Here is a 26,789-nt window from a genome sequence, read left to right as displayed (position 1 = left end):
TTATCTCAAGGAGTTCAACCAACATGGCCGTTAACTGCAGCAGTCTCGAAGAAGTCCGCGACAATATCGACCGACTCGACCAGCAAATCGTCAGCCTGCTGGCTGAGCGTGGCCACTACGTATCCCAAGCCGCCCGCTTCAAAAAGGACACCGATGGCGTCAAGGCGCCGCAGCGGGTCGAACAGGTGATCGCCAAGGTGCGGGACTTGTCGCACACGCTGGGCGCCAATCCGGACGTTACCGAACAGGTGTATCGGGCGATGATTGCAGCGTTTATCCAGCAGGAGTTGGCTGAGCATGCGGCACTGACACCCCCTAGGTAGCCCGTTGACGTTGAATTGAGCGTTACCCCGACACCGTTATCACCTCGCCTTCACACCCTCCCGACAAATCCCCTTCTAAACTTCCCTTATCAGCCGTGAAACGGCCAGGGAGTATGTCATGTGGCGGTATGCGGTATTGCTGTGTGCGGTGGTGGGATTGTCGGGTTGCCAGTCCACCCATCAGGAATTACTCGCCCGCGGTTATCCACCCGCTTTTGCCGATGGCTTTGACGACGGTTGCAGCAGCGGTCGCCAGGCTGCCGGGGTGATTAGCGGGACGTTTCGCAAGAACGTGCCGCGTTACCTGAAGGACCGGCTATACGCCGAAGGCTGGGAGGACGGTTTCCGCCAGTGCAAGGCCATGCGCGAAAACGAGGAACTGCGCGACTACAAGAACAACCACTGGGATGACCGCGAACGCGCCTGGCAGCAAGAGAAGGATCGCGATGCGGCGCGGGCCTATCGCTCGCAATAGGTCGCTTTCAGACATCCATCGAAACTAAAGCACGGCGACCATGGCCCAAGCTCCAGAGAGGGAGAACACCATGAGCCGAGCTTTTGTGAATGAAGACAACGCCGCCGCTCAGGCCGATCAGCCGGTGGAGCGCCAGGTCAGTGAGCAACCCAATCGCCTGACCGCGCAGGGTTTGGCGCAGTTGCAGGCCAAGGTTGCGCAACTGCAGTCTGAATACGGCGCCGAATCCGCCAAGGGCGAGCAGGCCGATAAACAGCGCCAGGCCGACCTTGAGCGGGACCTGCGCTATTTCAACCAGCGGGTGCAGAGCGCCCAGGTAGTCGCGCCGGCCACCGCCACCGACAAGGTCCGGATTGGCAGTTGGGTAACCTTTGCCAACGAACAGGATGAGCAGCAGCGCATCCAGTTGGTCGGTGAAGACCAGGCGGACGCCGGCGCCGGCCTGATCAATTGGGGTTCGCCCCTGGGTCGCGCCTTGCTGGGCGCCCAGGTCGGTGACGAGGTGCTGTGGAAGCGCCCCGTCGGCGATCAGTTGATCGAAGTGCTGCGCATCGACGCCGAAGCCTAGACGATGCCTTGGGCCAGCATTGCATCGGCCACTTTCACGAAGCCTGCGATGTTGGCGCCCTTCACATAATTGATCCGGCCGTTTTCTTCGCCGTAGTGCACGCAGGCGTGGTGGATAGATTGCATGATGTTATGCAGCTTGCTGTCCACCTCCCCGGCGGTCCACAGCAAACGCATGGCGTTCTGCGACATTTCCAGGCCACTGACGGCCACACCACCGGCATTGGACGCCTTGCCCGGTGCGAACAGAATGCCCGCCTCGATAAAGATATCCACAGCCTCAAGCGTGGTCGGCATGTTGGCGCCTTCGGCCACGCAGATGCAGCCGTTGCGCAACAGCGTGCGGGCGGCGTCGGCGTCCAGCTCGTTCTGGGTAGCGCACGGCAGTGCGATATCGCACGCCAACTCCCAAGGCGTTTGGCCTTTGCGAAATTCCAGGCCGAAACGCTCGGCCAGTTCGCTGATGCGGCCGCGCTGTACGTTTTTCAGTGCCAGCAGGGCCGACCATTGCTCTTCGGTCAAACCACTTTCGGCGTACAGCGTCCCTTCGGAGTCAGACAGTGAAACCACTTTGCCGCCCAGGTCCATGACCTTGCGTGCGGCATACTGCGCCACGTTGCCGGAGCCGGACACCGCCACGCGCTTGCCTTCAACGCGCTGGCCGTTGCGCTTGAGCATCTCTTCGGCGAAGTACACGCAGCCAAACCCGGTGGCCTCCGGACGGATCAGGCTGCCGCCGTAGGTCATGCCTTTGCCGGTGAGCACAGACGTGAACTGGTTGCTCAAGCGCTTGTACTGGCCGAACAGAAAGCCGATTTCGCGAGCGCCAACGCCGATATCACCGGCGGGTACGTCCACGTCTGCGCCGATATGGCGGTACAACTCGCTCATGAACGCCTGGCAGAAGCGCATGACTTCGGCATCGCTTTTACTTTTTGGATCAAAGTCCGAGCCGCCTTTGCCGCCGCCCATGGGCAGCGAGGTCAGGGAATTTTTGAAGGTCTGCTCGAAAGCGAGGAATTTCAGCACCCCCAGGTTTACCGACGGGTGGAAACGCAGGCCGCCCTTGTACGGGCCAATGGCGCTGTTCATCTGGATCCGGAAACCGCGATTGACCTGGACCTTGCCGTGGTCATCCACCCATGACACTCGGAAGGTGATTGCGCGTTCCGGCTCGCAGATGCGTTCCAGAATGCCCGAGGTCAGGTAATGCGGATTGGCTTCGAGAAACGGCCACAGGCTGCGTAGGACTTCTTCAACAGCCTGGTGGAATTCCGGCTGGTCTGGGTCGCGTTTCTTGAGGCGGGCGAGGAAGGATTCGACGGATTCGGTCATGAACAGTCTCGGCAAATTGATTGTTTTTAAGTGAGATTGGGCCGGACTTTATCAATTCATGTCGCACCGCGACAGGGCAAAATGTCGCTTTTGTGAATTTAAATGGTGCATTGGATATAACTGTATCCAGTTTTTTGGCGGTTTATGCACTTAAAAGAGGATTTAAAATCTGAGGGATGCACCAACAGGTAGATCGCTATCGGGGGCAAGCCCCCTCCCGCATTCGACTGCATTTCAAGGTTGGAACGCGATCAAATGTGGGGCTTGCTCGCGAATGAATTGAACGCGGTATTCCTGAAAACACCCAAAAAAAACGGAGCCCGAAGGCTCCGCTTGTTTCAAACCAGCCGGATCAGGCCAGTTTTTTGTGGCGTACGCGGTGCGGCTGGGCAGCCGCTTCGCCCAGGCGCTTCTTACGGTCGGCTTCGTACTCGGTGTAGTTGCCTTCGAAGAACACCGCTTGGGAGTCGTCTTCGTACGCCAGGATGTGGGTCGCGACGCGGTCAAGGAACCACCGATCGTGAGAGATCACAATGGCGGCGCCCGGGAAGTCCAGCAGGGCTTCTTCCAGGGAACGCAGGGTTTCCACGTCGAGGTCGTTGGACGGTTCGTCGAGCAGCAACACGTTGCCGCCCTCTTTCAGCGTCAGCGCCAGGTGCAAGCGGCCGCGCTCACCGCCGGACAGGTCCTTGACGAACTTCTGCTGGTCGCCGCCCTTGAAGTTGAAACGGCCGACATAGGTGCGCGACGGGATTTCATAGTTGCCGATGCGGATCTGGTCGGAGCCATCGGAGATCTGCTGGAACACGGTCTTGCTGCCGTCGAGGTCGTCGCGGCTCTGGTCCACACAGGCCAGTTGCACGGTTTCGCCGATCTCGATGCTGCCGGAGTCCGGCGTTTCCTTGCCCATCAGCATGCGGAACAGCGTGGACTTACCCGCACCGTTACCGCCGATAACGCCGACGATCGCGCCTTTTGGCATGGAGAACGACAGGTTGTCGATCAACACGCGGTCGCCATAGCCTTTGCACACGTTTTTGAATTCGATGACCTTGTCACCCAGGCGCGGGCCGGCCGGGATGTAGATCTCGTTGGTTTCGCTGCGTTTCTGGAATTCCTGCGACTGCATTTCTTCAAAGCGCTGCAGACGGGCCTTGGATTTGGACTGGCGGGCCTTGGCGCCTTTGCGCACCCATTCCAGTTCTTCCTTCATGGCTTTTTCGTGGGCCGATTGCTGCTTGGATTCGGCGGCCAGACGGTCGGACTTGGCTTCCAGCCAACCGGAGTAGTTGCCCTCGTAAGGGATACCGGCGCCGCGGTCGAGTTCGAGGATCCAGCCGGCAACGTTGTCCAGGAAGTAGCGGTCGTGCGTGATCGCAACCACGGTGCCTGGGAAGTCGTGAAGGAAATGTTCCAGCCACGCGACGGAATCGGCGTCCAAGTGGTTGGTCGGTTCGTCGAGCAGCAACATATCGGGAGCCGACAGCAGCAGGCGGCACAGGGCCACGCGACGTTTTTCACCACCGGACAGGTGTTCGACCTTGGCGTCCCACGCCGGCAGGCGCAGCGCGTCGGCGGCAACTTCCAGCTGGCGCTCCAGGTTATGACCGTCGCCGGCCTGCAGGATGGCTTCGAGCTTGGCTTGTTCGGCGGCCAGCTTGTCGAAATCGGCATCCGGCTCGGCGTAGGCGGCGTAGACCTCATCCAGGCGAGCCTGGGCGTCCTTGATCACGCTGACGGCCTCTTCGACCACTTCACGCACGGTCTTGGCCGGATCCAGCTGCGGCTCCTGGGGCAGGTAGCCGATGTTCAGTTCGGGCATCGGACGGGCTTCGCCTTCGAACTCGGTGTCGACGCCGGCCATGATTTTCAGCAGCGTGGACTTACCCGAACCGTTGAGGCCGAGCACACCGATCTTGGCGCCGGGGAAGAAGGACAATGAAATGTTTTTCAGGATTTCCCGCTTCGGTGGGACAACTTTGCCCAGCCGATGCATGGTGAAGACGTATTGAGCCATGGTGAACCTAGCGTCAGTGACTGATGAATTGAGCGGGCGAAGCCCGTGCCAGACCATGCGCCGCGCGGGCCTTTGACTATCATCAATGCCAGCGAGCGGAAAAGGCCTGAATGTTTGGGGCTGGAACGCCCCGCGTAACCGGCAAAGCTACCTGAATGCGCTTGGTCAGTCCAGCCGAGCGGGACTGGCACTTTGCCACAACTCAAGGCATGCTAGCCGCCCTTTGGGCGTCCGGCTTATAGTGCACGTCGCGCGCCAATCCAGCCAAACCGCAGGATCACAGCTTGTCCAAAGTCACGCCGCCCACTCCTCTGCGCGCCGCTCATATAGCGCCGGGAGCGCCCCTGCACGGCACCCTCAAAGGCGCGTTGGCGACGCTCGTCCTCATGCTGCTCGCGTTATTGTTCTGGCAACTGCTGGATCAACTGCAGCAAAACCAGAAAAACCAGCAGCAATACACCATCGACTACAGCGCCGACCTGGCGGAGCAGATCAGCCTGAATATGGCCCTGAGCGCAAAAATCGCCCTCAACCTGCTCCCGATGCTCGAACCGCCGCGCGACAACGAACAGCAACAAGCCTTGATGCGCACCTTGCAGCGCTCGCTGCCGGAGCTGCGCAGTATCGCCCTGCTCGCCCCCAGCGGCGCGATCATCAGCGACAGCGCCACCGACAGCCAGGACGGCGCCTGGCTCGAAAACTTGGTTCAACGCAGCCACGGCCAGTCCTATTACCTGAGCAACAACGACGACGGCACCCTCATTTATCTGCTCCTGCACCAGCCCAGCGGCGGCTCGCGGGTGTACTGGGCGCTGCGCCTGGCACCCGCCTACCTGGCCAACCTGACCCGCCAGGACAGTCAGGGCCAGCGGCCGATGTGGGCCATCGAGAACCGCCTGAACCACCGCGTAGTCAGCCGTGACAGCGGCATGCCGATGCAATGGGACGGGGCCCTGACCCCGGACGACCTGAATAAAAGCGTGCTGGTCACCCCGTTAAGCAAAAGCGACTGGCAACTGCGCGGGATGTTCGACCGTACGGCCGTGCTGGAGCAACTGTTGCCGGCGTTTATCGGCAAGTGCCTGCTAGGCCTGGCTTTTTCGCTGATCCCGGTGATCGTGCTGCTGAACATGCGCCGCCGCCAACGCCAAGTGCACGAAGGCCGCCGGCGCTACCAGGATATTTTCGAAGGCACCGGCGTCGCCCTCTGTGTACTTGACCTCTCGGGCCTGAACAGCTTTTTTGACAAGCCGTACATGCAGACCCGTGAGCAACTGCGTCTGTGGTTGCAGGACCATCCCGATGGGCATAAGCAATTGCTCAAGGAATTGCGCATCACCGAGGTCAACCAGGTGGCGGTGCGCCTGCTGAACGTGTCGTCCTGCGAAGACGCCTGGGAACGGCTTATCAATGATTGCCCGGACAATGCCACGTCCATCGGCCATCAGATACTCGAAGCGGTGCGCACTCACCAGAACCAGCTGGAGCTGGAAATCCAGTGCAAGGACATCGCCGGCAACGAGCAATACCTGTGGCTGGTCATGCGCCTGCCGGAGCAGCAAGACGACTTCAATGCGGTGATCCTCAGCATCAGCGATATCACCAGCCGCAAGCTGATCGAACTGTCGCTGGTCGAGCGTGAAGGTTTCTGGTCGGACGTCGTACGCACAGTGCCCGACCACCTGTACGTACAGGATGTGATCAGCCAGCGCATGATTTTCAGCAACCACCACCTCGGGCACACCCTCGGCTACACAAAGGCCGAACTGCAGCAAATGGGCGAGTACTTCTGGGAAATCCTGCTGCACCCCGAAGATGCCGAGCACTACCACGATTTGCGCCTGCAACAGCGCCAGGCCGGCTATAGCGCCCAACTGCAATGCCAGTTGCGCTTTCGCCATCGCAACAATCAATGGCGACGCTTCGATATTCGCGAACAGGCCCTGGCGCGGGACACGACCACCCAAGTCACGCGCATCATCGGCGTGGCCAAGGACATCACCGACCAGATCGAAGCCAGCGAATCCCTGCGCGACAGTGAACAGCGTTACCGCATGCTGGCCGAAAGCATCAGCGACGTGATCTGCTCCACCGACAGCCAGTTGGCGCTCAACTACATCAGCCCGTCGGTGAATGCCGTGCTGGGGTATGACGTGGACTGGGTGTTCAAGAACGGCTGGCAGTCGATCATCGCCAACCCAAAGCAACTGGCCGGCATTTATAGCCTGGTGGAGCAAGTCAGCCGTGCGCTGGGCGATATCGAGGCGCTGAACAAGCTGCGCGATGACGTGCAGACCCAACTGTTCCTGTTCGATTGCTTGCGCGCCGACGGTCGTAAAGTACCGATCGAGTTGCGCCTGGTGCTGGTGTGGGATGAACACGGCGCCTTCGAGGGCATCCTGGGGGTAGGCCGCGACATCAGCCAGCAACGCCGGGCCGAAAAAGACCTGCGCATGGCGGCCACGGTATTCGAGCACTCCACGTCGGCGATCCTGATCACCGACCCGGCGGGCTATATCGTGCAGGCCAACGAGGCGTTCAGCCGGGTCAGCGGCTATGAGGTGAGTGACGTACTCGACCAATTGCCGAACATGCTCACCGTTGACGAGCAACAGGAAGCGCACTTGCGCTACGTGCTCAAACAACTGCACCAGCACAGCACCTGGGAAGGCGAAGTGTGGCTCAAGCGCCGCAATGGCGAGCACTACCCTGCCTGGGTCGGCATTACCGCCGTGTTCGACGATGAAGGCGATTTGGCCAGCTACGTGTGCTTTTTCAGTGATATCAGCGAGCGCAAGGCCAGCGAACAACGCATCCACCGCCTGGCGTATTACGACGCCCTGACCCACCTGCCCAACCGCACACTGTTCCAGGACCGCCTGCACACCGCGTTGCAGTCGGCGGAGCGGCAGAAGTCGTGGGTGGTGCTGATGTTCCTCGACCTCGACCGTTTCAAGCCGATCAACGACTCCCTGGGCCACGCCGCCGGCGACCGCATGCTCAAGGAAATGGCCACCCGCCTGCTCGGCTGCGTGGCCGAAGACGATACGGTGGCGCGCATGGGGGGTGACGAGTTTACCTTGCTGCTGCAACCGCGCCTGAGCCGCGAGATGGCGCTGAACCGTGCGATTCACGTGGCCGAGCAGATCCTCGCCAGCCTGGTAAAACCCTTCGTGCTCGAAGGCCGCGAATTCTTCGTGACCGCCAGTATCGGCATCGCCCTCAGCCCCCAGGACGGCAACGAGCTGAGCCAACTGATGAAAAACGCCGACACCGCGATGTATCACGCCAAGGAGCGCGGCAAGAACAACTTCCAGTTCTACCAGGCCGACATGAACGCCAGCGCCCTGGAACGCCTGGAGCTGGAAAGCGACCTGCGCCACGCCCTGGACCAGAACGAATTCGTGCTTTATTACCAACCGCAGTTCAGCGGCGACGGCAAACGCCTCACCGGCGCCGAGGCTTTGCTGCGCTGGCGCCATCCACGGCGCGGGCTGGTGCCGCCGGGGGACTTTATCCCGGTGCTGGAAGAATTGGGCCTGGTCGTGGATGTCGGCGACTGGGTGATCAGCGAAGCCTGTCGCCAGCTCAAGACCTGGCATCAGAACAAGGTCCGCGTGCCGAAAGTGTCGGTGAACATCTCGGCGCGGCAGTTCTCCGACGGGCAACTGGGCACGCGCATCGCCACTATCCTCAAAGACACCGGCCTGCCGCCGGCGTGCCTGGAACTGGAGCTGACCGAAAGCATCCTGATGCGCGAAGTCAACGAAGCCATGCACATCCTCGACAGCCTGAAAAACCTGGGCCTGAGCATCGCGGTGGACGACTTCGGCACCGGTTATTCCTCGCTCAACTACCTCAAGCAGTTCCCTATCGACGTCTTGAAGATCGACCGTACCTTCGTCGACGGCCTGCCGTCCGGCGAGCAGGACGCGCAGATCGCCCGCGCGATTATCGCCATGGCCCACAGCCTGAACCTGGCGGTGATCGCCGAGGGTGTGGAAACCCATGAACAACTGGACTTCCTGCGCGAGCATGGCTGCGATGAAGTACAGGGCTACCTGTTTGGGCGACCGATGCCGGCGAATCGGTTCGAGGCGCAGTTCAGCAATGACGCGCTGTTCATGTTCGACTGACATGCTGCTGTGGTGGGGCTTGCTCCCGATGAGGCCGGCACAGACACCGCCCACCCCCAGATGAGCCCCACTTGTCCGCGACATGATGTCCTTTCATATGCCATCTAAAACCCATTGGGTTAGAATGCCCTCCTTTTCTGCCCCCGATCCTTGAGGACCGCCATGTTCAGCCGTGATTTGACCATTGCCAAGTACGACGCCGATCTCTTCGCCGCCATGGAGCAAGAAGCCGTGCGCCAGGAAGAGCACATCGAGCTGATCGCTTCGGAAAACTACACCAGCCCTGCGGTCATGGAGGCTCAAGGTTCGGTTCTGACCAACAAGTACGCCGAAGGCTACCCAGGCAAGCGCTACTACGGCGGTTGCGAGTACGTCGACGTGGTTGAGCAGTTGGCCATCGACCGTGCAAAAGAGCTGTTCGGCGCCGATTACGCCAACGTCCAGCCGCACGCCGGCTCCCAAGCCAACAGCGCGGTGTACCTGGCCCTGCTGCAAGGCGGCGACACCATCCTGGGCATGAGCCTGGCCCACGGCGGTCACCTGACCCACGGCGCCAGCGTTTCATCCTCCGGCAAGCTGTACAACGCCGTTCAATACGGTATCGATGCCAACGGCCTGATCGACTACGACGAAGTCGAGCGCCTGGCGGTCGAGCACAAGCCAAAAATGATCGTGGCCGGTTTCTCGGCCTACTCGCAGATCCTGGATTTCCCGCGCTTTCGCGCAATCGCCGACAAAGTCGGCGCCTACCTGTTCGTCGACATGGCCCACGTGGCCGGTCTGGTCGCCGCTGGCGTCTACCCGAACCCGGTGCCTTTCGCTGACGTGGTCACCACCACCACGCACAAGACCCTGCGCGGTCCACGTGGCGGCCTGATCCTGGCGCGCGCCAACGCCGAGATCGAGAAGAAGCTGAACTCCGCCGTATTCCCTGGCGCCCAGGGTGGCCCGCTGGAGCACGTGATCGCCGCTAAAGCGATCTGCTTCAAGGAAGCCTTGCAGCCTGAGTTCAAGACCTACCAGCAACAAGTGGTGAAGAACGCCAAGGCCATGGCCGGCGTGTTTATCGAGCGCGGCTTTGATGTCGTGTCCGGCGGTACCGAGAACCACCTGTTCCTGCTGTCGCTGATCAAGCAGGACATTTCCGGTAAAGATGCGGACGCTGCCCTGGGCAAAGCCTTCATCACCGTGAACAAGAACTCCGTGCCAAACGACCCACGCTCGCCGTTCGTCACCTCGGGCCTGCGCTTCGGCACCCCGGCCGTGACCACTCGTGGCTTCAAGGAAGCAGAGTGCAAGGAACTGGCCGGCTGGATCTGCGACATCCTGGCAGACCTGAACAACGAAGCCGTGATCGACGCGGTCCGTGAGAAGGTCAAGGCCATTTGCAAAAAGCTGCCGGTGTACGGCGCTTGATAGTAGCTGCCTGAATAAAAAGCCCGGCTCTTGAGCCGGGCTTTTTTATTTATGCCCGTTTGAAATGCAATCCCCAAATCAGGACTGGTAGACCTTGGCAAAGCCTTGGCGAATCTTGTCTTCCGGCAATTCATCGGCAATAAACACAATCACACTTTCCCGCGTCTCGCCTTCGGCCCATTCGGTATCCCAGTCGAAGCCATAGAGCTTCAACACCCCCTGGAACACCATGCGCCGATCCTCCCCGGCAATGTTCAGCACGCCCTTGTAGCGCAGCAGTTGCTTGCCGTGGTCTTCCAACAACTCGTTCATGAATTCACTGAGGCGGTCGATATCCAGCGGTTGGTTGGTGCGCAGCACCAGGCTGGAGATACGGTCGATGGACGGCGCCTTGCTCACCGGGCGCAGGCTCATGCCGGCGTTGAGGTTGAAGCCGCGCACATCGAGCAACTCGGCGAGGTCGATGTTGCCGTGGTTTACCACACGGATCGGCGCGCGACGGTTGATACGCGTCAGGCGTTCGCTGAGGGCGTCGAAGGTCGCGTCGTCTACCAGATCACGTTTGCTGACCAGCAGGCGGTCGGCGAAACCGATCTGCGCCTGGGCGATGGTTTGGGTCAGGTGATGCTCGGCGTGGGCCGCATCGACCAGGGTGATGATGCCGTCGAGGATGTAACGCTCGCGCAGGTCTTCATCGATGAAAAAGGTCTGGGCCACGGGAGCGGGGTCAGCCAGGCCGGTGCATTCGATGACCAGGCGGTCGAAGGCAATTTCACCGCTGTCCAGGCGCTCCAGCAGCAGGTAAAGGGCTTTGGTCAGGTCGGTGTGGATGGTGCAGCACACGCAACCGTTGGACAGGGTCATGACTTGCACCGGTTCTGCGCCCAACAGTTGGGTGTCGATGCCGGCGTCGCTGAATTCGTTTTCGATCACGGCGATTTTAAGGCCGTGCTCGGCTTTGAGCAGGTGGCGCAGCAAGGTGGTCTTGCCGGCGCCGAGGAAGCCACTGAGGACGGTGACGGGGATGGGAGAGGACAAAGACAGTTCTCCTTATGACTGAAGAAACACAAAACAAATGTGGGAGAGGGCCTGCTCCCGATAGCAGTGTGTCAGGCAGTTATCTGTCACTGACACACCGCTATCGGGAGCAAGCCCCCTCCCACAATAGATCACCACTGGCCCGAACTATCGGGTCAGCAGCACTTGGGCCCACCCTTGCCACCGTAACGGGCTTCCTGGCGTTCCCGGAAGAACGCCTTGTAGTCCATCACCGGTTTGTCCGGGTGTTTGGTTTGCATATGCTCGACGTAAGTGTCGTAGTCGGGCATGCCGACCATCAGGCGCGCGGCCTGACCGAGGTATTTACCGAGGCGACTGATGTCATTGAACATGGCTGCAATCCTCGATCAAGCGTCCGGTACGGCCTGGAACGGGGCTTCTTTATCCGTGCGTTCTTTGTTGCCCCAGGCGGCGACACCGACCTTGAGCGCATAGAACAGGATGCTGAATACCACGAACAGGAACAGCGCCGTCAGCGTTGCGTTGGTGTAGGCGTTCCAGATCACGTGCTGCATCTGGTCGATGCTCTTGGCCGGAGCCAGGATCTGGCCGCCTGCCAGGGCATCGCTGTACTTCTTGGCCAGCGACAGGAAGCCGATCGCCGGGTTAGCGTCGAACAGCTTGATGAAGCCCGCCGTGGTGGTGCAGATCAGCAGCCAGACCGCCGGCAGCATGGTCACCCAGATGTAGCGTTGGCGCTTCATTTTGATCAGCACAACGGTCGCCAGCATCAGCGCGATACCCGCCAGCATCTGGTTGGAGATACCGAACAGCGGCCACAAGGTGTTGATGCCGCCCAGTGGGTCGATCACGCCTTGGTACAGCAGGTAGCCCCACATCGCCACGCAACCGGCCGTTGCGATCAGGTTGGCGGTCCAGGATTCGGTGCGCTTGAGCGCCGGCACGAAGGAACCCAGCAGGTCCTGCAACATGAAGCGACCGGCACGGGTGCCGGCGTCAACGGCGGTCAGGATGAACAGCGCTTCGAACAGGATCGCAAAGTGGTACCAGAACGCCATGGTGTTTTCACCCGGCAGCACACTGTGCAGGATCTGCGCGATACCCACGGCCAATGTCGGCGCACCGCCGGCACGTGCCAGGATGGTGGTTTCACCGATGTCATGGGCCACGGCCGACAACGCCTCAGGGGTAATTGCAAAGCCCCAGTTGCTGACGGTCTGCGCCACGGTCACCACGTCGGTCCCGACAATCGCCGCAGGGCTGTTCATGGCGAAGTACACGCCAGGCTCGATCACCGACGCGGCAACCATCGCCATGATGGCGACGAACGACTCCATCAACATGCCGCCATAACCGATATAGCGGGCATGGCTTTCACTGGCCAGCAACTTGGGCGTGGTGCCCGAGGAGATCAGCGCGTGGAAGCCCGAGACCGCGCCGCAGGCGATGGTGATGAACAGGAATGGGAACAGGCCGCCCTTCCACACCGGGCCAGTGCCATCGATGAACTGGGTCAGCGCCGGCATTTTCAGGTCGGGCATGGTCACCAGGATGCCGATTGCCAGGGCAATGATGGTGCCGATTTTCAGGAACGTGGAGAGGTAGTCACGCGGTGCCAGAATCAGCCAGACCGGCAGCACTGCCGCGACGAAACCGTAGCCGATCAGCATCCAGGTGATCTGGATCCCGGTGAAGCTGAACGCCTTGGCCCAGACCGGGTCAGCGGCAATCTGCCCGCCCAGCCAGATCGAACCCAGCAGCAACGCCACGCCGATGACCGAAATTTCACCGATGCGGCCCGGGCGGATGTAGCGCATGTAAATGCCCATGAACATCGCGATCGGGATGGTCGCCATCACCGTGAAAATGCCCCATGGGCTCTCGGCCAGGGCCTTGACCACGATCAGCGCCAGCACCGCGAGGATGATGATCATGATCAGGAAGCAGCCAAACAGCGCGATGGTGCCCGGAATGCGGCCCATCTCTTCGCGAACCATGTCCCCCAGGGAACGGCCGTTGCGACGGGTGGACAGGAACAGGATCATGAAGTCCTGCACCGCACCGGCCAGCACCACGCCGGCGATCAGCCAGAGCGTGCCGGGCAGGTAGCCCATTTGCGCCGCCAGTACCGGGCCGACCAACGGGCCTGCGCCGGCAATCGCCGCAAAGTGGTGACCGAACAGAATGTGTTTGTTGGTCGGCACATAGTCCAGACCGTCGTTATTGATCACTGCGGGGGTGGCCCGCCGTGGGTCGAGTTGCATCACGTTATTCGCGATGAACAGGCTGTAGTAGCGATAAGCAACCAGGTAGATGGCCACTGCGGCAACCACAATCCACAAGGCGTTGATCGCCTCGCCGCGGCGCAATGCCACTACGCCAAGGGCGCACGCTCCTACGATTGCCAGCACCAGCCAGGGTAGGTGGCGTAGCAGGCTATTATTATTTTTCATTTTTATATTCCAGCCAGGGTGGACAGAAAGGACAGCATCCGGAGTTTAGCGCTGTTGGCTTTAAAGGCCACCCCCCTACGTTGGTCTAGAGCCTTGCAACGGCAAAAAAAGCCGAAATAAAGGCTAAGTGATGGCGCAGGGCTACACTGCTTCTATCCATCGAGGGTTTCACCATGACCGATCACCCGTCCGACCGCCGCTGTTTCCGCCGGATTGCGATTGACGCCAAGACCGAAGTTCGACAAAACGGCCAGGAATGGCCGGTTAAATTGCTGGATCTGTCGCTGAAAGGCTTGGCGATAAAACGGCCCGAGTCCTGGAAAGGCAATAACGCACTCCCCTTCGAAGTCGACATCCGCCTGGACCCGAAGGCGCATATAAAGATGCGGGTAAAACTGACCCACGACGACCACGGCCAATTAGGCTTTGAGTGCAAGGAAATCGATCTGGACTCGATCAGCCACCTGCGGCGGCTGGTCGAGTTGAACCTGGGTGATCAGCAAGAGCTAGAGCGGGAACTCGGCGCGTTGCTGCACGTGTGATGGCTCAGGGAAACGCCTTACGCGCGGGAAACTCGCTTTCCGTGTCCCAATAGCCTTTTTTCTGGCTGGACACGCCCCGCCATTGCCCATCGACAAAACGATAGGTCTCGTATCGGGTGGCAAAATCGTCCTCGCCCTCGCCGTCCATGAAGGACGACACCTGCAACAGTTCATCCGCGCCGCCGCTGGCGCTCACGACCTTCCACTCGGCCTTGCCGGTTCGCGCCAGGGTCAAGGGCTCGACCTTGCCGTCGGCGGCGGTGTAATTCACCGGTTTGAGTTGCTGTTTGGCCGGCAGCAGCAATTGGGTGGCAGGCCCGCTGTAACTGCCCATCGGCGCGGTCTGGTCGATGGTCAGAAAATACACAGGTTCAGGCTGCCCTTTAAGCGGCGCTTTCTTGACCTTGGCCAACGGATAGCCCAGGTTCTGGTGTGCGATCACATCACCGGCAGGCGATACCAGGCGCACTTGCGCCTCAAGCAGCGGGTTCTCCAGCAGATCGGCGGTGTCGTCGAACGAGTCCGCATCCAGCCCGCTGCCCCAGCTGTCTTTATGCATCTGCGCGCTGATGCGCTGGTCTTCCAGCACTTGCAACGCGCTGCCATCTTCCATCGACAGTTTTTGCGCCAGGCGATAACCTGCGGGCAGTTCAGCCGCCCACGCCATGGCCGGCGATACGGCCAGGGCGACACACAGGGCAGCGATTGCCCGGTAGTTCAAACGTTGCATAGCGTGCCTTCCTGATTCATTCGAAAAGTGCATCCAATGCCTGCTCCAGGCGTGTTACCGCAATAATCTGCAAGCCCGCCGGCGCCTCCTTCGGCGCATTGCCCTTGGGCACGATGGCGCGCTTGAAGCCGTGCTTGGCGGCCTCCTTGAGGCGTTCCTGGCCGCTGGGTACCGGGCGTACTTCGCCGGACAGGCCAACCTCGCCAAACACCAGCAAGTCGTGGGGCAACGGCCGGTTACGCAGGCTGGACATCACCGCTGCCATCAAGGCCAGGTCGGAAGCGGTTTCCAGCACTTTGACCCCGCCCACCACGTTGAGGAATACATCCTGGTCGTGGGTAGGAATGCCGCCGTGCCGGTGCAATACCGCCAGCAACATTGCCAGTCGGTTCTGATCCAGGCCAAGCGTTACCCGGCGAGGGTTGGCCAGGTGACTGTCATCCACCAGCGCCTGCACTTCCACCAGCATCGGCCGGGTACCTTCCCACGTTGCCATCACCACGCTCCCCGGAACTTCTTCCTGGGCACGGGTCAGAAAAATCGCCGACGGGTTGGAGACTTCTTTCAGCCCCCGGTCGGTCATGGCGAATACGCCCAACTCGTTCACGGCGCCGAAGCGGTTCTTCACCGCCCGCAGCAAGCGCAAGCGGCCGTCGGATTCGCCTTCGAAATACAGCACGGTATCGACCATATGCTCCAACACCCGTGGCCCGGCCAATGCGCCCTCCTTGGTCACATGGCCGACGAGGAAGATCGCCGTGCCGCTCTGCTTGGCATAACGCACCAGCAGCGCCGCACTCTCGCGCACCTGGGACACGCCGCCGGGCGCCGATTGCAGTTGCTCGGTGAAAATCGTCTGGATCGAGTCGATCACCATGACCTTGGGTTTTTCGATGCGGGCCGTGGCGATGATGCTTTCGATGCAGGTTTCGGTCATGACCCGCAGTTGATCCTGGGGCAAGCCCAGGCGGCGCGCGCGCATGGCCACTTGCTGCTGGGACTCTTCGCCGGTGACGTACAGCGCCGGCATGCGGCTGGCGATGCTGCACAGGGTTTGCAGCAGGATGGTGGATTTGCCGATACCGGGGTCGCCGCCGATCAGTACCACCGAACCGTCCACCAGGCCGCCGCCCAACACCCGGTCCAGCTCGCCGGAGGCGGTGGAAAACCTTGGGATCTCTTCGACGCTGACTTCGGCCAGGGTCTTGATCTGCGCCTGTTGCCCGGTCCAGCCGGCACGGCCGGTAGGGGCTGCCGCGCCGCCGCTCTCGATCATGGTTTCGGTGAGCGTGTTCCAGGCCCCACACTCGCCGCACTGGCCGGCCCACTTGGGAAAGGTCGCGCCGCACTCGGTGCAGCCGTACATGCGCTTGGCCTTTGCCATTTGAGAACCTCCAACCGAAAAACCGCGATGATAGCTCAGCGCGACGCCGGGGTCCGGATTTCACCGCCGGCCAATCGTGAAGCACTGTTGCCGACCGGGTCTTCGGCATTCAGGTCAGCGCCCTTGGCTTTCAAGGCGTCGAGCAACTCCACGCGCTTGAACAAGCCGGCGTACATGGCTGCCGTCTGCCCGGCACCGTTGCGTTGGTCGGGGTTGCAGTCAGTGGCCAGCAGGCGCTGGGCGATTTTCAGCTCGCCCTTGAAGATTGCGCCCATCAACGCCGTATTGCCGCGATTGTCCTGCACGCAGGCATCGGCGCCGGCGGCGAGCAGGCGGTCCACATAGGCGCCTTCACCGTGGTACGCGGCGAGGATCAGGGCGGTATAACCCTTGTCGTCCTGGGCGTTGAGGCTGTAGCCGGCCTCGATAAAGGTATTGAGCATGTCGACGTCGCCACGGCGGGCGGCGTCGAAGTAATAATCCTGCAGCTGTGCCTTGAGTGCCGCAGGTTCGGGCGGCTCGGCATGGGCGACAAAGGCCAGCATGGCCATCAATAAACCGATAGAAATACGCATAGGGTTCTCCTGTCAGAGGTCGACGCCCCCTTGGGCGTCGACCGGAACCAACGGGTCAGTCCGTCAGTTTTTCAGCCAGCGCCTTCACGCGCGCCAGGTCACCCTTGGCAACCTTGGTCACGCCCGTGCCGTACTCCGGGTCTGCCTTGTAGAGGAACGACAGGATGATGTGCTTGCTCTCGTCATCGGTGGTGGCCAGGGAGCCGCCGAAGTTGTCGATCAAGTCCTGGCGCTCCTTCTGGTTGTAGGAGCGGTACAGGTCACCGGCCTGCTTGAAGTTCTGCTCGCGCTGGATCTTCGCCTGCTGGGTACTGCCCACCAGCGCCGACTGGCTGTATCGCGCGGCTTGCGGCTCTTCGCGCGGCATCAGGCGGCTTGGCTGGTAATTCACACCCGTGGTGGTTTTGCCGACGTTCATCGCGCCATCCTGGTTACCATTGTTGACGGTGGCCCGTGGGGCGTTGATCGGCAATTGCAACGCGTTGGCACCCAGGCGGTACATCTGCGTGTCGGCGTAGGAGAACACCCGGCCTTGCAGCAGGCGGTCTTCCGACGGCTCGATACCCGGCACCAGGTTGGCGGGGGCCATGGCTACTTGCTCGGTTTCCTGGAACACATTCGCCGGGTTGCGGTTCAGCACCATTTGCCCGACTTTGCGCTCGGGCACATTCGGCCAGATCTTGGTCGCGTCCAGCGGGTCGAAGTCGAACTTGGCCAAGTCTTCAGGTTTGAGCACTTGCACATACAGATCCCACTTGGGGAAGTCGCCCTTGTTGATGTGCGTGACCAAGTCGTTAGTCATATGGCTGTAGTCACGGCCCTGTACCTCGGTGACTTGTTTTGGGTCAAGGTTCTTGATGCCCTGCAGGCTCTTCCAATGGAACTTGACGTAGTGCACTTCGCCCTTGGCGTTAATCAACTTGTAGGCATGTACGCCGTTGCCGTCCATTTCCCGATAACTGGCAGGCGTGCCGGCATCGGAATACAACTCGGTGAGCGTACGCGTGGACTCGGGAACATGGGAGAAGAAGTCAAAACGGCGGGAGTCGTCATCCAGGTTAGTGCGGGGGTCCGGTTTAAAGGCGTGGACCATGTCCGGGAACTTGATGGCGTCGCGGATAAAGAACGTCGGGAAGTTATTACCCACTAAGTCCCAATTACCCTCGGCGGTGTAGAACTTGGTGGCGAAGCCGCGTGGATCACGCAGTGTTTCCGGCGAGTGGTTGCCATGCACCACGGCCGAGAAGCGCACGAATACCGGGGTCGCTTCGCCGGCGGCAAAGACTTTGGCCTTGGTCAGGTCGCTGAGGTTATCGGTGACGGTGAAGGTACCGTGGGCACCGGTGCCACGTGCGTGCACCACGCGCTCCGGGATACGCTCGCGGTCAAAGCGCTGCAGTTTCTGGATCAACTGCACGTCTTGCAGCAGCACCGGGCCGTTGGCGCCGGCGGTTTGCGAGTTCTGGTTGTCGCCTACCGCGGCGCCGTTATCGCGGGTCAGGTTGGCGGCCTGCACCGACAGGGAAAGCAGGCTGGCGGTCGCCAGCGCCACTACGTGACGCGCCAGCAACGGCCCGCGGCTCATTGACTTGTTCATCGAGGTTTCCTCTGGTTTTTTTAATGCACATTCAGTTGTGCTTGCCAGAGGCTAGTGACCCGCGAGTCAGAAGATAAATAGAAATAGCCCACCAGGGCGATTGAGAAAATAGTGTAGTAACCCACTGAAATGACGGGTATTCCGCGCGCGATTGATGGCACTTTGCAAACTATTTGCGATTTAATGTGTCGATAAAAACTAACAGTGTTAACAGTTGTGTCGGGCAAGCCTGCTACGTCTGACTTACACTGGGCTCCACCCTTCTCATCTGTAACAAGGAATAACCTATGGGCGTGATCAGTGAGTTCAAGGCCTTCGCGGTCAAAGGTAATGTGGTCGACATGGCCGTCGGTATCATCATCGGCGCCGCCTTCGGCAAAATTGTTTCCTCGTTCGTAGGCGACGTGGTGATGCCCCCGATTGGCCTGTTGATCGGCGGCGTGGATTTCGGTGACCTGGCGGTGACGCTCAAAGCGGCCCAGGGCGATGCGCCCGCCGTGGTGCTGGCGTACGGCAAGTTTATCCAGAGCGTGATCGACTTCGTGATTGTCGCGTTTGCGATCTTTATGGGCGTGAAGGCCATCAACCGCCTCAAGCGCGAAGAAGCCGTGGCGCCAAGCCTGCCGCCGACGCCGAGCAAGGAAGAGGTGCTGCTGGGCGAGATTCGCGACCTGCTCAAGGCACAGAACGACAAACCGCTTTAATCCGCCTGAGCTAGCAAAAAAGGCGCCTGTTTGCAGGCGCCTTTTTTATTACCAGTAGTTTTCCACCGCCACTTGCCCTGGGCGGCGGCTCAGGCTCAGTTGCAGGTCACGTTGTTTGAGCAACTGGCGGGTGTCATCGACCATTTGCGGGTTACCGCAAATCAGCACGCGGGAATGCTCAGGGGTCAGTTCAACGCCGGCTGCGCGTTCCAGTTCGCCATTTTCAATCAACGCGGTAATGCGCCCATTCAGCGCGCCCGGATGCTGTTCACGGGTGACAATCGGTATGTAGGTCAACTTATGTGCGTACTCGGCCAGGTACTCACGCTGCCCCAGCTCGTTGATCAACGATTGATAGGCCAGTTCTTTGGCTTCCCGGGCGCTGTACACCAGAATGATGCGCTCGAATTTTTCCCAGGCCTCGAAGTCCTGCAGGATCGAAAGAAATGGCGCTACCCCGGTGCCGGTGCCCAGCAGCCACAAGTCGCGGCCGTCCACGAAGCGGTTCAGGGTCAGGAAGCCCGTGGCCTGGCGTTCCACCATCAGCGTGTCGCCTACCCGCAGGCGACTCAGCTCACTGGTGAACTCGCCTCCTGGAACCACAATCGAGAAGAAATCCAAATGTTCATCAAAGGGTGAAGACACCACGGAATAGGCGCGCCACACCGTAGTGCCGTCGGCCTTGGTCACACCCAGGCGCACGAACTGGCCGGCGGTAAACCGAAAACCCGGATCGCGGGTGGTACGCAGGGTAAACAGGCTGGGGGTCAGCGATTGCACATCGAGCAATGTCTGGCGGGTGAATTTTTCAGCACTGGCCGTCATGGGGAACTCCGTTTTGCACAGAGCCCTAGTGTCCCTCAAAGTCGCACCGGCTAACACCGGTGATTTGTGCGGTATTGCGGCCCCGCATCTTTTACGCGCTGATACGTTGTAAAAACCTTTATTTTTTTGCGGGAATTCACCGCAAAAACCTTGTTTAAAATCAACTAATCATTTCGCTATTAATGGGCCGGCCTATACCGCCAGATGACGTAAATGCTTTAACTAGCTATCAATTTGGCATCACTTACAACGCCTTAAATTAAATAAAATTTTTACTGATGCCTAAACCCTCTTATACAAAACAAAACACCTTGTACAAAATCAGATTTTTTAAATACTGCGGGGAGATAAACTTTTTTCCCACCAACAAGTAGCCGTTATCCTACAATCATTTCCGTGCTTCGTTGGGATTCAGGACGTACCCAAGTCACACAGACATTCATGGAGAGTTATAGATGGTCAACTGGCGCAACACACGGCTCCCAAGACAGGAAGAGGAAGACCAGATCACCGATGTTTTTGAAATGGTTATCAACGAGACATTCGCGCTCGGCTTCCAATTCTGTTCCTTTAAGATGAGTACCCATCAACTTACGCACCCAAAAAATCTGTTTGAAAAAAACAACTATCCAGATGAGTGGAACCACCTTTATAAACAAGCAGCCTTCTCTGACGACGACCCGGTTGTAGCCCACTGCCAGCGCTCCGTACTGCCTTTCGTCTGGCACGAAACCTCTTTCAACGGCGCTCCTAATCTGTGGGCATTGGCCAAGACCCATGGTGTGCACTTGGGGTGGACCCAACCGCTGCACGGGCCAAGGGGCGTGTTCAGTATGCTGACGCTGGGCCGAAGTAAACGTGAGATCACCCCGGAGGAGCTTTACGAAAAAGCCGGCAATGCCCTGTGGCTCTGCCACGCCATGCATACCGTTGTGTCGCACAAGTACGCGAACGAACCGGATGCCGTGCCCTGTAACAACTTGACGCCGCGCGAGCTGGAAGTTCTGCGCTGGTCAGCCCTGGGCAAGACTGCAGGTGAGATCGCCAAGATTCTGTGCCTGTCTGAACGTACCGTCGGCTTTCATAACTGCAGTTCAATGAGAAAACTGGGGGTCAATAATAAAATCGCAGCCATCATGAAGGCCGCCAAAGCCGGTTTCTTTAACGACCTCATGTAATCCTTGCGGAAAAAACGTAACATTCTCGACCAGTTCCGGGTGATGACGCAGTTAGCAATCTCGCGCCGCCGTTCCCCCGGATGGTTCGATTACCCAGAGTTTCCCCCGCCATGCCCCTGCTCGACAGCCCCTTCGCCCAGCTCGATCTGATCCGCCAGCCCGAACAGCACAACGATCCGCTGCAAGCCTTCGATGCCGCCGATGAGTACCTGCTCAGCTACCTGGCAGAACAACAGCCTGCTGCCGTCACCCGCGTGCTGGTGCTCAACGACAGCTTCGGCGCCCTGGCCGCCAGCCTTGAAGGTCGGGTGCAGGTGGTGTCCAGCGGTGATTCATTTCTCGCCGCCCAGGGGCTGGAAAAAAACCTGGTGCGCAACGCCAAGGCCTTTGATGCCGTGATGTTTATCCCTGCCAGCCAAACCCCGAACGGGCCCTTCGACCGCGTACTGATCCGCGTGCCCAAGACCCTGGCGTTGTTGGAGGAGCAACTGATCCGCCTGCAAGGCCAACTGGCACCGGGCGCCGAAGTGATTGCCGGGGCAATGGTCAAGCATCTGCCCCGGGCGGCCGGTGAATTGCTGGAGCGCTATATCGGGCCGATGCATGCTTCATTGGCCGTGAAGAAAGCACGACTGCTGATCGCGACCCTTGCGGATCGGCCGGCGGCGGTCTCGCCCTACCCGACGCGCTATACCCTGGAAACCCCCGCCATCGAACTGCTCAACCACGCCAACGTGTTCTGCCGCGAAGGCCTGGACATCGGCACCCGCGCATTCCTGCCGCACCTGCCCAAGGGCCTGGGCAACGCGCGCGTGGCGGACCTGGGCTGCGGCAACGGCGTGTTGGCGATTGCCAGCGCGCTGTACAACCCCGACGCGCAGTACACCTTGCTGGACGAGTCGTATATGGCCGTGCAGTCCGCCGCCGAGAACTGGCAGGCCGCGCTGGGCGACCGCGCGGTGACGGTCCGCGCCGGCGATGGCCTGGCCGGCCAGGAACCGCAGTCCCTGGACGTGGTGCTGTGCAACCCACCGTTCCACCAGCAGCAGGTAGTGGGTGACTTCCTTGCCTGGCGCATGTTCCAGCAAGCCCGCGAAGCGCTGGTGGTCGGAGGCGCGCTGTATATCGTCGGCAACCGTCACCTGGGTTATCACAGCAAGCTGGCGCGCCTGTTCCGGGGTGTCGAGCAGGTGGCCGCGACGCCGAAATTCGTCATCCTCAAGGCACGCAAATAAAAAAACCCTGCCGATCTCGCGAACGGCAGGGTTGGAAAACCGGGCCGCGAGGCCCGGATCGGGATGTCAATGCGTGGTCAGGCCGGCCGCATTCATAAACATGCGCATCAGGCTGGCGACCATAAACAGGGCCAGCACACTGCCGGTCCAGATCATCGCGAGCCACCCAAGGCGCCGCCACAACGGCTGTTTCTCGGCCTGTTCGATATCGTGCAACGTAGGTTTGCCGGACATGCGACGACCCTCCTAGTGATAACCGTCTTCATGGGTGACCTTGCCGCGGAACACGTAGTAGCTCCAGAAGGTGTAGCCCAGAATGAACGGGATGATGAACAAGGTGCCCACCAGCATGAAGCCCTGGCTTTGCGGCGGCGCGGCGGCGTCCCAGATCGACACTGAAGGCGGAATGATGTTCGGCCACAGGCTGATGCCCAGCCCGCTGTAGCCGAGGAAGATCAGCACCAGCGTCAGCAGGAACGGCGTGTAGTGCGCATTGCGCGCCACGGCGCGAACCAGCCCGTACATGGTCACCAGCACCAGGAGCGGCACCGGCAGGAACCAGAACAGGTTCGGCAGGGTGAACCAGCGCGAAGCGATTTCCGGGTGCGACAACGGGGTCCAGATACTGACGATGCCGATCACCGCCAACACCACGAAGGCCAACGGCCGCGCCAGGTTGTGCATCTGCTCTTGCAACTTGCCTTCGGTCTTCATGATCAGCCAGGTGCAGCCGAGCAAGGCATACGCCACGATCAGCGCCACGCCGCAGAACATCGTGAACGGTGTGAACCAGTCCAGCGAGCCGCCGGCGAACTGCCGGTTGACCACCGGGAAGCCGTCAATGAACGCCCCCAGCGCCACGCCCTGGAAGAAGGTGGCGGCAATCGAACCGCCGATAAACGCCTTGTCCCACAGGTGCCGCTTGTGGTCCTTGGCCTTGAAGCGGAACTCGAACGCCACACCCCGGAAGATCAGCCCGATCAACATCAGGATCAACGGCAGGTACAGCGCCGACAACACCACCGAGTAGGCCAGCGGGAACGCGCCGAACAACCCCGCGCCGCCCAATACCAGCCAGGTTTCGTTGCCGTCCCATACGGGCGCCACGGTGTTCATCATCACGTCGCGGTCGGTCTTGCCCTTCACGAATGGAAACAGGATGCCGATGCCCAGGTCGAAGCCGTCCATGACCACGTACATCATGATCCCGAAGATGATGATCACAGCCCAGATCAGCGGAAGATCAATACCCATCTCAATGCCCCTTGTGCTGGATGTGGTCGTGGTCTTGGTCGGTGCCATCGTCGGCAGCCGACAACGGACGCGCCGGTGTGCGTTTCTGGCCAGGGCCACCGTGGGTCGACTCGCTGCCTTCGTGAATCACCGGGCCTTTGCGCACCAGGCGCATCATGTAGCCCAAGCCGGCGCCGAACAGCGCGAAGTACACCACCACGAACAACACCAGAGTGATGGTCATCTGCGCCAGGCTATGCCCGGAGGACGCATCCGCTGTGCGCATCAGCCCGTAGACCACCCACGGCTGGCGGCCGATTTCGGTGGTGAACCAACCGGCAAGAATCGCGATCAGGCCGGACGGCCCCATCCACAACGCCAGGTACAGGAACGGTTTGGACGTGTACATCTTGTCGCCCCGACGCAGCCACAAGCTGAACAGCCCGGTGAAGATCATCAGCAAGCCCAGGCCGACCATGACCCGGAACGACCAGAACACAACGGTCGAATTCGGGCGATCCTCAGGCGGGAACTCCTTGAGCGCCGGCACCTGTTTGTCCAGCGAGTGGGTCAGGATCAGGCTGCCCAGGTACGGGATTTCCACCGCGTATTTGGTTTTTTCGGCCTGCATGTCCGGCCAGCCGAACAGGATCAGCGGCGTGGGCTCATTGCCTTTGTTTTCCCAGTGACCTTCAATCGCCGCGATTTTCGCCGGCTGGTGCTCAAGGGTATTGAGGCCGTGGAAGTCACCGATCACGGCCTGGATAGGCGCCACGATCAGGGCCATCCACATCGCCATCGAGAGCATTTTGCGGATCGCCGGGTTGTCCTTGCCGCGCAGCAAGTGCCAGGCCGCCGAGGAACCGACAAAGAACGCGGTGGCCACAAAAGCGGCCGTGGCCATGTGCATCAGGCGGTAGGGGAACGACGGGTTGAAGATCACCGCCAGCCAATCGGTAGGAATCACCCGGCCGTCGATGATTTCGAAACCTTGCGGCGTCTGCATCCAGCTGTTGGACGCAAGAATCCAGAACGTGGAGATCAACGTACCGACAGCCACCATCACGGTGGAGAAGAAGTGCAGCTTGCGCCCCACCTTGTTCCAGCCGAACAGCATCACGCCAAGGAAACCGGCCTCGAGGAAGAAGGCCGTCAGCACTTCATAGGTAAGCAGTGGCCCCGTGACAGCGCCGGCAAAGTCCGAGAAGCGACTCCAGTTGGTGCCGAACTGATAGGCCATGACCAGGCCCGAGACCACGCCCATGCCAAAGTTGACGGCAAATATCTTCGACCAGAAATGGTAGAGGTCACGGTAGGTGTCGTTGCGGGTCTTGAGCCACAACCCTTCCAGCACCGCGAGGTAGCTGGCCAGGCCGATAGTGATCGCCGGGAACAGGATGTGAAACGAGATGGTGAACGCAAATTGAATTCGGGCGAGATCTAGCGCCTCCAAACCGAACATAAGTTTTCCTCTGTCAGGTAATACCGGCTGCTGGCGGGAGCCTGCACCCACTGCCCCCACGGATATGGAGTGTGGCGAATTTCAATTCGTTTCTTTTTTAAACCAGCCACGTAGGGATTCTGGCCTTGCGGCCGCCCGATCAGTTCCTCTGAAGGTTTTGATCTGGATCAAGCATTGCTCAAAGAGTAGTCCCATTTTGTGTGTGCAGTTATGTGGTCTTTTGCCGCGTGACAGCTTGCCTCATGGGGGCTTTCATCGAATCAGTCTTTGCAACTATTTGTTACAGCTTGATGCTAATCTGGCCATTCCCTCCCGCCTTGACCTGAACTCCCGATGCCTAGTGAACCCGCGTTGCTGTTGCGTCACCACCGCCCTTTCATCGCGTTCTGGCTGGCGCGGATCTTCACCGCCAGCGGCTTCCAGATGCTAACCGTGGCCATCGGCTGGAACCTTTACCAACTGACCGGCAACGTGCTGGACCTAGGCTTGGTCGGCCTGGTGGAATTTGTGCCCCGCGTGTTGTTCATGCTGCACACCGGGCATGTGGCCGATCGCTATGAGCGACGCAAAGTCGCGGCCATCTGCCAGACCGTGCAGGCGTTGATCGCGCTGTCCCTGGCCATCGGCGGCCTGACCGGCAATGTGACCCGCGAGATGATTTTTATCCTGGCCTTCGTGCTCGGCGCCGCACGCTCGTTCGAAATGCCCACCACCCAGGCGCTGCTGCCGAGCATTGTGCCCAGCGCGCTGTTCCCCAGGGCCGTGGCTTCGTCGCAATCAGCCCAGCAACTGGCAACCATCGTGGCCCCGGCCCTCGGCGGTTTGCTTTATGCGTTCGGCAGCGTCTGGGTGTATGGCCCCACGGTGGCGCTGTACCTCATCGCCTGCCTGCTGACCCTCAACCTGCCCGCCCGCCAGACCCCGCTGAACAAAGGCAAGGCGACCCTGGATTCGCTGCTGGCCGGCATCCGTTTTATCCGCAGCCGCCCCGACATCCTCGGGGCGATTTCCCTCGACCTGTTCGCCGTGCTGCTGGGCGGCGCCACCGCGCTGCTGCCGGTGTTCGCCAAAGACATCCTGCTGACCGGCGCCTGGGGCCTGGGCCTGTTGCGTTCGGCACCGGCGGTGGGCGCGTTGTTGATGTCATTGTGGCTGGCGCGCTTCTCGGTCGACCGCCAGGTGGGCCGCGTGATGTTCACCGCCGTCGGCGTGTTCGGCGTGGCGACCATTGCCTTCGGCCTGTCCACCTCGTTCTGGTTTTCCCTCGCGGTGCTGGTGGTGCTGGGCGCGGCGGACATGATCAGCATGGTTATCCGTGCGTCGTTCGTGCAACTGGAAACACCGGACGAAATGCGCGGGCGGGTCAGTGCGGTCAACGGCCTGTTTATCGGCGCCTCCAATCAATTGGGCGAGTTCGAATCCGGCATCACCGCGCACTGGTTCGGCACCGTGCCGGCGGTGGTGATGGGCGGCATCGGTACGCTGGTGGTGACCGGGGTGTGGATCAAACTGTTTCCGACGCTGGCGAATCGGGACCGGATGCATGTGCCGGTGGAAGAAGCCAAAGTCTGAGCGTCACCAC

At 60.4% G+C, this 26,789-nt stretch carries 23 protein-coding genes; 10 read left to right on the top strand and 13 right to left on the bottom strand.

What is annotated here, in order from left to right:
* Positions 1 to 23 precede the first annotated feature (23 nt).
* From AB4N98_RS16565 to AB4N98_RS16555, 3 genes are all read left to right on the top strand, one after another.
* Positions 24 to 323 carry a chorismate mutase gene (locus tag AB4N98_RS16565; RefSeq protein ID WP_017528858.1) on the top strand — a complete coding sequence of 100 codons (300 nt, stop codon included), beginning with the start codon at positions 24 to 26 and terminating at the stop codon, positions 321 to 323.
* Positions 324 to 441: 118 nt separating this feature from the next.
* A complete protein-coding gene (locus tag AB4N98_RS16560) occupies positions 442 to 798 on the top strand; it encodes a hypothetical protein (protein WP_017528859.1) in 357 nt (118 codons plus the stop codon).
* Positions 799 to 868: 70 nt separating this feature from the next.
* On the top strand, positions 869 to 1,366 hold the full coding sequence (locus tag AB4N98_RS16555; protein ID WP_017528860.1) for a GreA/GreB family elongation factor: 498 nt from the start codon (positions 869 to 871) through the stop codon (positions 1,364 to 1,366).
* On the opposite strand, the gene gdhA is transcribed toward AB4N98_RS16555, so the two are convergent.
* Positions 1,363 to 2,700 carry an NADP-specific glutamate dehydrogenase gene (gdhA, locus tag AB4N98_RS16550; RefSeq protein WP_017528861.1) on the bottom strand — a complete coding sequence of 446 codons (1,338 nt, stop codon included), beginning with the start codon at positions 2,698 to 2,700 and terminating at the stop codon, positions 1,363 to 1,365. The two genes, AB4N98_RS16555 and gdhA, sit on opposite strands and share 4 nt — an antisense overlap.
* Before the next feature lie 352 nt (positions 2,701 to 3,052).
* Positions 3,053 to 4,717 (bottom strand): energy-dependent translational throttle protein EttA, encoded by a 1,665-nt coding sequence (gene ettA / locus AB4N98_RS16545; protein WP_017528862.1) that lies wholly within the window; start codon positions 4,715 to 4,717, stop codon positions 3,053 to 3,055.
* Between the two features lie 284 nt (positions 4,718 to 5,001).
* Here ettA and AB4N98_RS16540 point away from each other — a divergent pair, with 284 nt between their 5' ends.
* Positions 5,002 to 8,853, top strand: coding sequence for a bifunctional diguanylate cyclase/phosphodiesterase (locus tag AB4N98_RS16540; RefSeq protein WP_065876767.1), 3,852 nt, complete (start codon positions 5,002 to 5,004; stop codon positions 8,851 to 8,853).
* A gap of 162 nt (positions 8,854 to 9,015) precedes the next feature.
* The gene (gene glyA / locus AB4N98_RS16535; RefSeq protein ID WP_017528864.1) at positions 9,016 to 10,269 is read left to right on the top strand and encodes a serine hydroxymethyltransferase; all 1,254 of its coding nucleotides are present in this window, start codon (positions 9,016 to 9,018) and stop codon (positions 10,267 to 10,269) included.
* Positions 10,270 to 10,347: 78 nt separating this feature from the next.
* Here glyA and yjiA read toward each other — a convergent pair whose 3' ends face one another.
* The 3 genes from yjiA to AB4N98_RS16520 form a co-directional block, all read right to left on the bottom strand.
* Complete coding sequence (gene yjiA / locus AB4N98_RS16530) at positions 10,348 to 11,307, bottom strand: GTPase (protein ID WP_017528865.1); 960 nt, start codon at positions 11,305 to 11,307, stop codon at positions 10,348 to 10,350.
* 155 nt (positions 11,308 to 11,462) lie between these two features.
* Complete coding sequence (locus tag AB4N98_RS16525) at positions 11,463 to 11,660, bottom strand: YbdD/YjiX family protein (protein WP_003194308.1); 198 nt, start codon at positions 11,658 to 11,660, stop codon at positions 11,463 to 11,465.
* Between the two features lie 15 nt (positions 11,661 to 11,675).
* Positions 11,676 to 13,742, bottom strand: a complete 2,067-nt coding sequence (locus tag AB4N98_RS16520) for a carbon starvation CstA family protein (protein WP_017528866.1) — start codon at positions 13,740 to 13,742, stop codon at positions 11,676 to 11,678.
* Positions 13,743 to 13,915: 173 nt separating this feature from the next.
* Here AB4N98_RS16520 and AB4N98_RS16515 point away from each other — a divergent pair, with 173 nt between their 5' ends.
* Positions 13,916 to 14,284 (top strand): PilZ domain-containing protein, encoded by a 369-nt coding sequence (locus AB4N98_RS16515; protein ID WP_017528867.1) that lies wholly within the window; start codon positions 13,916 to 13,918, stop codon positions 14,282 to 14,284.
* A gap of 4 nt (positions 14,285 to 14,288) precedes the next feature.
* On the opposite strand, the gene AB4N98_RS16510 is transcribed toward AB4N98_RS16515, so the two are convergent.
* Genes AB4N98_RS16510 through katB form a run of 4 tightly spaced genes read right to left on the bottom strand, consistent with a single transcriptional unit; the run spans position 14,289 to position 18,570 of the window.
* Positions 14,289 to 15,014, bottom strand: coding sequence for a hypothetical protein (locus tag AB4N98_RS16510; RefSeq protein ID WP_116079116.1), 726 nt, complete (start codon positions 15,012 to 15,014; stop codon positions 14,289 to 14,291).
* Positions 15,015 to 15,030: 16 nt separating this feature from the next.
* Positions 15,031 to 16,398 (bottom strand): DNA repair protein RadA, encoded by a 1,368-nt coding sequence (radA, locus tag AB4N98_RS16505; RefSeq protein WP_017528869.1) that lies wholly within the window; start codon positions 16,396 to 16,398, stop codon positions 15,031 to 15,033.
* Between the two features lie 35 nt (positions 16,399 to 16,433).
* A complete protein-coding gene (locus AB4N98_RS16500; protein WP_068935217.1) occupies positions 16,434 to 16,973 on the bottom strand; it encodes an ankyrin repeat domain-containing protein in 540 nt (179 codons plus the stop codon).
* 55 nt (positions 16,974 to 17,028) lie between these two features.
* On the bottom strand, positions 17,029 to 18,570 hold the full coding sequence (katB, locus tag AB4N98_RS16495) for a catalase KatB (RefSeq protein WP_065876763.1): 1,542 nt from the start codon (positions 18,568 to 18,570) through the stop codon (positions 17,029 to 17,031).
* Positions 18,571 to 18,857: 287 nt separating this feature from the next.
* Between katB and mscL the strand changes: the two genes are divergently transcribed.
* Positions 18,858 to 19,274: a large-conductance mechanosensitive channel protein MscL gene (mscL, locus tag AB4N98_RS16490; protein ID WP_017528872.1), complete on the top strand. Its 417-nt coding sequence runs from the start codon at positions 18,858 to 18,860 to the stop codon at positions 19,272 to 19,274.
* Positions 19,275 to 19,322: 48 nt separating this feature from the next.
* Here mscL and AB4N98_RS16485 read toward each other — a convergent pair whose 3' ends face one another.
* The gene (locus AB4N98_RS16485; RefSeq protein WP_017528873.1) at positions 19,323 to 20,099 is read right to left on the bottom strand and encodes a ferredoxin--NADP reductase; all 777 of its coding nucleotides are present in this window, start codon (positions 20,097 to 20,099) and stop codon (positions 19,323 to 19,325) included.
* A gap of 455 nt (positions 20,100 to 20,554) precedes the next feature.
* Here AB4N98_RS16485 and AB4N98_RS16480 point away from each other — a divergent pair, with 455 nt between their 5' ends.
* Both AB4N98_RS16480 and AB4N98_RS16475 read left to right on the top strand, forming a co-directional pair.
* Positions 20,555 to 21,277: a LuxR family transcriptional regulator gene (locus AB4N98_RS16480; RefSeq protein ID WP_068935219.1), complete on the top strand. Its 723-nt coding sequence runs from the start codon at positions 20,555 to 20,557 to the stop codon at positions 21,275 to 21,277.
* 110 nt (positions 21,278 to 21,387) lie between these two features.
* Complete coding sequence (locus tag AB4N98_RS16475; protein ID WP_065876760.1) at positions 21,388 to 22,512, top strand: methyltransferase; 1,125 nt, start codon at positions 21,388 to 21,390, stop codon at positions 22,510 to 22,512.
* Between the two features lie 66 nt (positions 22,513 to 22,578).
* Here the strand turns inward: AB4N98_RS16475 and AB4N98_RS16470 are convergent, their stop codons facing one another.
* Genes AB4N98_RS16470 through AB4N98_RS16460 form a run of 3 tightly spaced genes read right to left on the bottom strand, consistent with a single transcriptional unit; the run spans position 22,579 to position 25,207 of the window.
* Positions 22,579 to 22,746 carry a DUF2474 domain-containing protein gene (locus AB4N98_RS16470; protein WP_017528876.1) on the bottom strand — a complete coding sequence of 56 codons (168 nt, stop codon included), beginning with the start codon at positions 22,744 to 22,746 and terminating at the stop codon, positions 22,579 to 22,581.
* Between the two features lie 12 nt (positions 22,747 to 22,758).
* Entirely contained in the window at positions 22,759 to 23,766 is a 1,008-nt protein-coding gene (gene cydB / locus AB4N98_RS16465) for a cytochrome d ubiquinol oxidase subunit II (protein WP_017528877.1), read from the bottom strand.
* Position 23,767: 1 nt separating this feature from the next.
* Positions 23,768 to 25,207: a cytochrome ubiquinol oxidase subunit I gene (locus AB4N98_RS16460; protein WP_065876759.1), complete on the bottom strand. Its 1,440-nt coding sequence runs from the start codon at positions 25,205 to 25,207 to the stop codon at positions 23,768 to 23,770.
* A 333-nt stretch (positions 25,208 to 25,540) separates the two neighbouring features.
* Between AB4N98_RS16460 and AB4N98_RS16455 the strand changes: the two genes are divergently transcribed.
* Entirely contained in the window at positions 25,541 to 26,779 is a 1,239-nt protein-coding gene (locus AB4N98_RS16455) for an MFS transporter (protein ID WP_017528879.1), read from the top strand.
* Positions 26,780 to 26,789 lie beyond the last annotated feature (10 nt).

The organism is Pseudomonas sp. S3_E10 (assembly GCF_054667615.1).
The sequence above is the reverse complement of the archived record's forward strand: the minus strand, read 5'-3'. Positions and strand labels throughout refer to the sequence as shown.

Excerpts from the sequence above, each read along its gene's own strand:
- radA (WP_017528869.1), bottom strand. The coding sequence starts at position 16,398 with ATGGCAAAGGCCAAGCGCATGTACGGCTGCACCGAGTGCGGCGCGACC.
- AB4N98_RS16515 (WP_017528867.1), top strand. The coding sequence starts at position 13,916 with ATGACCGATCACCCGTCCGACCGCCGCTGTTTCCGCCGGATTGCGATT.
- AB4N98_RS16565 (WP_017528858.1), top strand. The coding sequence starts at position 24 with ATGGCCGTTAACTGCAGCAGTCTCGAAGAAGTCCGCGACAATATCGAC.
- cydB (WP_017528877.1), bottom strand. The coding sequence starts at position 23,766 with ATGGGTATTGATCTTCCGCTGATCTGGGCTGTGATCATCATCTTCGGG.
- AB4N98_RS16480 (WP_068935219.1), top strand. The coding sequence starts at position 20,555 with ATGGTCAACTGGCGCAACACACGGCTCCCAAGACAGGAAGAGGAAGAC.
- AB4N98_RS16455 (WP_017528879.1), top strand. The coding sequence starts at position 25,541 with ATGCCTAGTGAACCCGCGTTGCTGTTGCGTCACCACCGCCCTTTCATC.
- gdhA (WP_017528861.1), bottom strand. The coding sequence starts at position 2,700 with ATGACCGAATCCGTCGAATCCTTCCTCGCCCGCCTCAAGAAACGCGAC.
- katB (WP_065876763.1), bottom strand. The coding sequence starts at position 18,570 with ATGAACAAGTCAATGAGCCGCGGGCCGTTGCTGGCGCGTCACGTAGTG.
- AB4N98_RS16510 (WP_116079116.1), bottom strand. The coding sequence starts at position 15,014 with ATGCAACGTTTGAACTACCGGGCAATCGCTGCCCTGTGTGTCGCCCTG.
- AB4N98_RS16500 (WP_068935217.1), bottom strand. The coding sequence starts at position 16,973 with ATGCGTATTTCTATCGGTTTATTGATGGCCATGCTGGCCTTTGTCGCC.
- AB4N98_RS16555 (WP_017528860.1), top strand. The coding sequence starts at position 869 with ATGAGCCGAGCTTTTGTGAATGAAGACAACGCCGCCGCTCAGGCCGAT.
- AB4N98_RS16470 (WP_017528876.1), bottom strand. The coding sequence starts at position 22,746 with ATGTCCGGCAAACCTACGTTGCACGATATCGAACAGGCCGAGAAACAG.
- ettA (WP_017528862.1), bottom strand. The coding sequence starts at position 4,717 with ATGGCTCAATACGTCTTCACCATGCATCGGCTGGGCAAAGTTGTCCCA.
- AB4N98_RS16520 (WP_017528866.1), bottom strand. The coding sequence starts at position 13,742 with ATGAAAAATAATAATAGCCTGCTACGCCACCTACCCTGGCTGGTGCTG.
- AB4N98_RS16525 (WP_003194308.1), bottom strand. The coding sequence starts at position 11,660 with ATGTTCAATGACATCAGTCGCCTCGGTAAATACCTCGGTCAGGCCGCG.
- AB4N98_RS16475 (WP_065876760.1), top strand. The coding sequence starts at position 21,388 with ATGCCCCTGCTCGACAGCCCCTTCGCCCAGCTCGATCTGATCCGCCAG.
- mscL (WP_017528872.1), top strand. The coding sequence starts at position 18,858 with ATGGGCGTGATCAGTGAGTTCAAGGCCTTCGCGGTCAAAGGTAATGTG.
- AB4N98_RS16560 (WP_017528859.1), top strand. The coding sequence starts at position 442 with ATGTGGCGGTATGCGGTATTGCTGTGTGCGGTGGTGGGATTGTCGGGT.
- AB4N98_RS16460 (WP_065876759.1), bottom strand. The coding sequence starts at position 25,207 with ATGTTCGGTTTGGAGGCGCTAGATCTCGCCCGAATTCAATTTGCGTTC.
- glyA (WP_017528864.1), top strand. The coding sequence starts at position 9,016 with ATGTTCAGCCGTGATTTGACCATTGCCAAGTACGACGCCGATCTCTTC.
- AB4N98_RS16485 (WP_017528873.1), bottom strand. The coding sequence starts at position 20,099 with ATGACGGCCAGTGCTGAAAAATTCACCCGCCAGACATTGCTCGATGTG.